The sequence below is a fragment of the Mesorhizobium sp. FG116 genome (genome assembly GCF_057809835.1).
The window spans coordinates 1-6,848 of sequence record NZ_JBMDKS010000056.1 but is presented as its reverse complement, the minus strand read 5'-3'; the positions used below and the strand labels follow the sequence as shown (position 1 = coordinate 6,848).

The following is a 6,848-nucleotide window of genomic DNA, read 5'->3' as shown; positions in this document are numbered from 1 at the left end:
GGTCAGGAGATTCCCGCCTATCATCGCATGGCATTGGCCGCTGGCTGCGTCGAAGAGGAGAACCGTTGATTGGTGATTGGTAATGCCCTGCTCGGCGTTGGCCGGCCAGAAGCCGCCAGCCTTCAGCCCGAGCGTCGAGCGCTCGTGGTCGAAGCCGGCCTTGACCCCGAAAAGCGCGCCACCGTTGCCGATCGGCTCGCGCACAACGGGAAAGTTCAGGCCAGACCCGCTCGCCATCGCGGCGAAAACCCGCTCGACGGCTTCCACACATTCCTCAAAGCCGATCAAGCTCGAAATGGCGCTCTCTGGAACGATGATCATCCGAAGCCCCCAGCCGTGTTCAGAATGCCTTGCCGCGGGCGGAGACTGGCCACAATGCCTCGACCTTGCCGTTTCGAACTCCGACATACCAGTCGTGCACGTTGCAGGTCGGGTCGCAATGCCCCGGAACCAGGCGAAGCTTCTCATTGATTTTGAGCACGCCATCGGGGTCATCGATGACACCATGCTCGTCTGAGCACTTCACGTACTTCACGTCTTCGCGGCCGAATATGAACGGAAGCCCAGAGTCGACCGACTGCGCTTTCAGTCCAGCATCGCAGATCGCCTTATTCGACTTGGCGTGGCTCATCACACTGGTCAGGATGAACAGGGCGTTTTCCCATTCGGCGCTGTCTATGCGGGCCCCGCTTTTGTTTTGGATGCGGCCATAGTCAGCGTCCATGAACGCGTAGCTGCCGCACTGCAGCTCGTTGTACACCCCGGAATTGCTCTCGAAATAGTAGCTACCGGTGCCGCCTCCGCTGACGAGTTCCGGCTTTAGCCCTTCGCCCTCAAGCGCCGAGACGACCTCCCTCACGAGCGCTATTGCGATATCCAGCTTGCCTTTGCGGTCCTCATAGCCGTCCATGTGCTGCATCGCGCCTTGGTAAGCCTGCAGCCCGGTAAACTTTAGGCCCAGAGCTGCATCGATCGCCTTGGCAATCTCCACCGCGGCGGAGGCAGTGGTGATGCCGCACCGCCCAGCACCGCAGTCCACCTCGACGAAGCATTCGATCGTTGTTCCATGCCTCACCGCTGCTGCCGAGAGGTCATGGACGTTGGCCACGTCGTCAACGCAGACGATTATCCGCGAACCCAGTTTTGGCAGGGTCGCCAAACGATTGATCTTAGCCAGATCGCGCACTTGGTTGGAAACCAGAATGTCCTTGATGCCGCTACGGGCAAACACCTCCGCCTCTGACACCTTCTGGCAGCATACGCCCACCGCCCCGCCCAGCTCCTGCTGCAGCCTCAGGACATCGACAGACTTGTGCATCTTGCCGTGCGCCCGGTGGCGCATGTTGTGCGTCTTCGCGTAGTCGCCCATTTTCCGGATGTTCCGCTCGAGCGCGTCCAGATCCAGGATCAAGCAAGGAGTCTGAATGTCCTCGTAGCTCATCCCAGGCAGCGCCGGGACATCGTATCCAACTTCAAGACCAGCGAACCGGATATCGTCGACCATTTGTGTCACTCCGTCATTGCCATGGCAGTTTGTCGAGGTTGACATTCCCGCCCGTCAGGATGACGCCCACCCGCTGTCCGGCGAAAATATCTCTGTTTTTCAGAACGGTAGCCAACGCTACGGCGCTGGAGGGCTCGGCCGTTACCTTCAGGTGTTTCCAGATCAGCCCCATCGCATCGATGATCTCCGCCTCAGACACGGTCAGCACATCCGTGACGTACCTTTGAACGAAGTGCCAGGTGAGATCCTTCAGCGGCACCTTGAGACCATCAGCGATCGTGGTCGGCGCGTCGTCGGCGATTATGTAGCCGGCTTTGAAGCTTCTATATGCATCGTCCGCCTGTTCGGGCTCGGCGGCATAGACGCGAACTTTCGGTGACAGATTGGACAGGGTGAGGCAGGTACCCGAAACCATGCCGCCGCCGCCGATCGGGGCAACCACCGCCACCAGACCATCGACCTGCTCAATCAGTTCCCGGGAGCAGGTGGCCTGGCCGGCGATCACACGTGCGTCGTTATATGGATGCACGAACTCGGCCCCAGACGCGGCTACCACCTCGGCAAAGACCGCCTCTCTTGACGAGGTGGACGGCTCGCACTCGACGACCTTCCCGCCAAACGCCCGGACCGCGTCCTTCTTTGCTTGCGGGGCGGTTCTCGGCATGACCACGGTGCAGGGCATACCTCTCCGGTTGGCTGCGTAGGAGAGGCAAGTGCCGTGGTTGCCGGATGAGTGCGTTGCGACACCATTCGCAAGCTGACTAACGGGTAAGGCGAAGACTGCATTTACAGCTCCGCGAGCTTTGAATGCGCCCGCCCGCTGAAGGGCCTCGCATTTGAAAAAAAGCTCAGCCCCTGCGAGCTTGTCCAAGAGCGGTGAAGCTAAGACCGGGGTGCGGAGAACGTAGGGATTGATGCGCTCGTGTGCCGCAAGCACATCTTCCCAACCAGGAATGGCCATGGGTAGCTCCATCTTCTTCCAGATCTTAGACAGCTGTGGGGAGGAACAAGGACCGACGTGTGACGGGGATGGCCATGGCCAAGCATTCTAGATCGCCACTACATCGCGACCCTCGAAATCCATGTCGAGGGTCGCTCTTTCGCCTTTGTTAGCCGTCACAGGTAACGCGGTTTACCAGCTTGTAATGCACGAAGGTTTCAAGCCCTTCACGCCCACCCTCGTATCCATATCCACTCTCTTTCACGCCGCAAAATGGCGTATACTCTGATAGTGTCACAGCAGTATTGATGAAAACACCGCCGGCTTCGATACTCTGCACTAACCGCTTCGATCGGACCTCATCACGCGTGAATACGTAAGCCGCCAAGCCATATGGCAACGAATTTGCGAGTTTTACAGCTTCATCTTCATGCTTGAAGCGTACCATCGGAGCCAATGGGCCAAAATATTCTTCCTGCATCACTCGAGCATCGCTTGGCAAATCTACCATCACGGTGGGGCGATAGAAATATCCCGGGCGATCTGCCTTCGCGCCACCACAGAGTATACGTGCGCCCGCCCTCCGAGCGCTGTCGACGTACTCTTCAATCGACCTCAACCCCCTTTCATTGGCGAGTGGACCGACCTGAGTTACGCAATCGATACCATTGCCAAGTTGAAGCTGCTCTGTGCGACGCAAGAACACGTCCACAAATCGATCATAGATATCTGCGTGGATCATAAAGCGGCTTGGCGATGTACAAATCTGACCCGCGTTTGCGAACTTTGCTGAAACCAACTTATCAACGGTATCTTCTATGTCCACATCGGGGAATATCAGTACGGGGCAGTGCCCGCCCAATTCGAGACTGCACGGCTTTAGGTACCGTCCTGCATTTTCAGCGATCTGCTTGCCAACGCGTATGGACCCTGTGAGACTTATCTTACGAACTTCAGGAGCACCAATCAGCCTCTCCGCAATCTCCGCAGGCCGGCCAAACAGTAAGTTTACTACGCCCTTGGGTAAGCCAGCATCATCGAGTGCCTCAACTAACGCCATTGCTGACGCTGGTGTTTCTTCGGATGCCTTCAACACCACCGAACACCCGGCAGCCAACGCCATCGCCAGTTTGCGCCCAGCCAAAACCAACGGGAAGTTCCAGGCTGTAAAGGCTGCAATCACGCCTACGGGCTCCGGCACCAACTGATGCTGTATACCGTCCGGCCGGGCAGGGAAGCTTCGCTCACAAAGCCGAGTGGCTTCCTCTGCGTAATATTCAAATATATCGCAGACCCTTGTAACCTCGAGCCTAGCCTGCGCAACTGGCTTACCCTGCTCAAGTGTAAGGCGGTAAGCTACGGTCTCCGCCTTTTCCCTCAAGATCTCCGCGGCGCGCCGTAAAACATTCCGACGTTCTGTCGCAGGGGCCCGCCTCCATTCAGCGAACGCGCGGCTGGCCGATTTGACTGCACTGTCTATTTGCTCGATGGTCGCCACAGGCAACGAGCCTATGGCCTCGCCCGTTGCGGGATTTACAACTGGGAGCAGCGAGCCTGATGTCGACACCTCCCACTCGCCGTTGATAAAAAGAGCCAGCTCTCGATAGGCGCTCATGCTAGCTCCTTGCCTTTTAGCATGGCGTGCGTGTCGTCGAGAGCCCGGTCAAAACGCGAAAACATCTCATCTACCTCGTCCTCGCTAATAATCAGGGGCGGGCAAAAAGCAACGATATCTCCGATCGACCTCAGAATCACACCGTGTTTGTGTGCAGCCCGCAAGCAATGCGCCCCTGTCCCGACTTCAACTGGGAACGGTGCCTTGGTAGCCTTATTGGATACCAGTTCGATGCCGCCGATCAAACCGACGTGCCTAACGTCGCCTACAAGCGGGTGCCCACGATAACTTTCCAGCCGGCTAGCAAAAACCTTTGCCACGGTTTTAACATGGCCAATAATATTGCGTTTTTCCATAATCTCCAGCGTTTTCAGTGCAGCTGCAGCGGCCACTGGATGTCCGGAGTAAGTGTAGCCGTGAGCGAATACAGAGTGCTTTCTACTTCCCTCAACGATCGGCTGCCACACGCTAGGGGCGATCATTGCCGCTGACATTGGGATATAAGACGCGGTTAGAGCTTTGGCCACAGTGACAATGTCAGGACGCAGGTTGTAAGTTTCGGTAGCAAACATGTTGCCGGTGCGGCCAAACCCGCAGATGACCTCGTCTGCAACAAAAAGAATTTTATTCTCCTTGAGAAGAGGCTGAAGCTTTTCAAAGTACCCCTTTGGAGGCGGGAGCACTCCTCCACCCGCTATGACCGGATCCGCAACAAACGCCGCTATTGTGTCCGCACCCTCGCGCTCAATCAGGTCGCGCACTTCGGCGACACAACGATCGCTGAACTGCTCTTCGCTTTCTCCCTCCAGACCTTCTCGGTAGAAGTCAGGGCACATGACTTTAAGGAACCTATCGATCGGAAGGTCGAAATCAGAATGATTGGCTGCCAGCCCGGTCATACTGGCGGTTGCAATGGTTACTCCATGATAACTACGATTCCTGGTGATGATTTTTTTCTTGGCCGGGTAACCAGCCACATTATTTGCATACCAAATGCACTTTATTACCGTGTCATTTATCTCAGACCCGGAGTTTGCGAAAAAGAACTTCGCGTCTGGGATGGGGGAGATCTCTGCAAGGTGGTGCGCGAGCTTTATTAGAGATGGAGTCGATTTGGAATGAAAGCCATGATAAAACGGCAATTGAACCATTTGTTCATACACAGCCTCGGCGATTTCACGTTCGCTAAAGCCGAGCGATGCGCTCCATAGACCGCCAAGCCCCTCGATATATTCCTTTCCGCCAACGTCATAGACTCGGACGCCATCCCCTCGGGATATGATGAGCGGTCCCGCTTGTTCATGCGCGACAAGATTTGAATAGGGGTGGATGAGCAGCGCGCGGTCGGTCTGATCGAGAGAGTTGCTAAGTGATGACATTTAGGTCCTCGGCCTTGAATGAAGCGGATTGCCAATTTTACACGGGGAGCGTCGCGCAGAGATGTTGATGTGGACGGGGATCAACATCAGCAGACCTAGGCGTTTCTCATGAGCATCATATCGGCGGCACCGCGCACAGCAACGCAGTTACAGCACAATATTTTTCTCATGACAACGCAGAATACTGCTTTACCTCCGCTTTGATGCACGCTGACATCATCATTAGACGGCAGTTTTTGTGTTTGCAATAGAGGCCATCAAATTACATTTTCACAGATTATTGCTTCCAACGCTTCTATAATGCCGGATTATGAAGCCAGACATCTCCCCAAAGAAACTTCGCGGTGGATGCCCTTCGGCCAGCACCCTGGGACAGGTGAGTCTGGGGTATACGCGGTGCGCTAGACGCGGGCCCGTCGGCGGTTGCCATTCCCCCCAAAATGGCATCATCGCGGTGCTTCGGTTGGATACTCTTCCGCCCCCCGCCGCCTCGGCCTATCAGAGTTGACGGCAGGGTGCGATGTCATTCGAGAGAAACCCGCGTCGTCCCAAGGCACTATCAGCGCCCGCCCTGCATCCACCCAGTCGCGGCGCAATTTGCCAGCTAGTTCTTCACCGACGGCAGCATATAATCGGTAGGGTCCCCGCAGAAGCGGGTGGAAGATGGCACAACATGCTTCGCTGCCAATGAGCCCTTACGCGTCGCAGCATAGCCGGGGCCTTGCGGCTGACTGCTCGGGAAGCTGGCGCCGCGCCGAGCACTCTGATTGAATGTCTTTTCACCTCTCTCGTCAGCCACGCCTCATCGTAGCAGCTTCTCCAGTAAGCTCGAAGATAGCGCCCTCACAGACAAACGGATCCTGCCTAATTGGTGACTTCCGAACGATCGACACCATTTCTTCTAGCGTTCGGCCAACAAGACGAACCTCCTCTTCTTCAGCAGCCTGAGCTAGAGCGTCGAGCATAAGGGCGAGTCGGACCGTCGCTGGATCGGCGGAATTAGTGTAATCATACTGGTTATGAGTTATGACACTAACGATCGGCGCGCACGGGCCACGTTCCTTTATTTGTCGAAGGATGTTTGATGCAATCGACTTCCACTCCACTCCATATTGTTCGGGCCAATCAATATCGGGGCGCAGATCAGCATACATCTTTCGACCATTGCGACCCGTTAGCAGCTTGGAGAAATCCATCGCAAGTGGAACGTTTACGAAATCTAGTTCGCCTCGGACAGACCGAAACTGGTCGTGCGCACGATGCGGGTCCGGTTCCGCACCACACCAGATAGCCCGCATCTCCGGCATCTCCCGGCCCGGCGCCGAACACGAACCCCCTTCGTAGCCCAGTTCCTGCAAGACACGAAAGATTGCGTCATTAGCCGAAAACGTGCCTGGCCGAAAATACAGC

Annotated in this window: 5 protein-coding genes and 1 pseudogene; all 6 read right to left on the bottom strand. The window is 56.2% G+C overall.

The window, feature by feature from the left end:
* Positions 1-321, bottom strand: a pseudogene (locus tag ACODTY_RS22865) (ornithine cyclodeaminase family protein); the annotation flags it as partial.
* A 19-nt stretch (positions 322-340) separates the two neighbouring features.
* Positions 341-1,504 (bottom strand): 3-hydroxy-D-aspartate aldolase BhcC, encoded by a 1,164-nt coding sequence (gene bhcC, locus ACODTY_RS22860; protein ID WP_488996472.1) that lies wholly within the window; start codon positions 1,502-1,504, stop codon positions 341-343.
* A gap of 13 nt (positions 1,505-1,517) precedes the next feature.
* On the bottom strand, positions 1,518-2,465 hold the full coding sequence (bhcB, locus tag ACODTY_RS22855; RefSeq protein ID WP_488851520.1) for a beta-hydroxyaspartate dehydratase BhcB: 948 nt from the start codon (positions 2,463-2,465) through the stop codon (positions 1,518-1,520).
* Positions 2,466-2,613: 148 nt separating this feature from the next.
* Complete coding sequence (locus ACODTY_RS22850; RefSeq protein WP_488851518.1) at positions 2,614-4,059, bottom strand: NAD-dependent succinate-semialdehyde dehydrogenase; 1,446 nt, start codon at positions 4,057-4,059, stop codon at positions 2,614-2,616.
* The gene (locus tag ACODTY_RS22845; protein ID WP_488851516.1) at positions 4,056-5,438 is read right to left on the bottom strand and encodes an aminotransferase; all 1,383 of its coding nucleotides are present in this window, start codon (positions 5,436-5,438) and stop codon (positions 4,056-4,058) included. The genes ACODTY_RS22850 and ACODTY_RS22845 overlap by 4 nt, the downstream gene beginning before the upstream one ends.
* A 791-nt stretch (positions 5,439-6,229) precedes the next feature.
* Positions 6,230-6,848 (bottom strand): hypothetical protein (locus ACODTY_RS22840; RefSeq protein WP_488996471.1); only part of this gene is annotated, 619 nt, incomplete at its 5' end.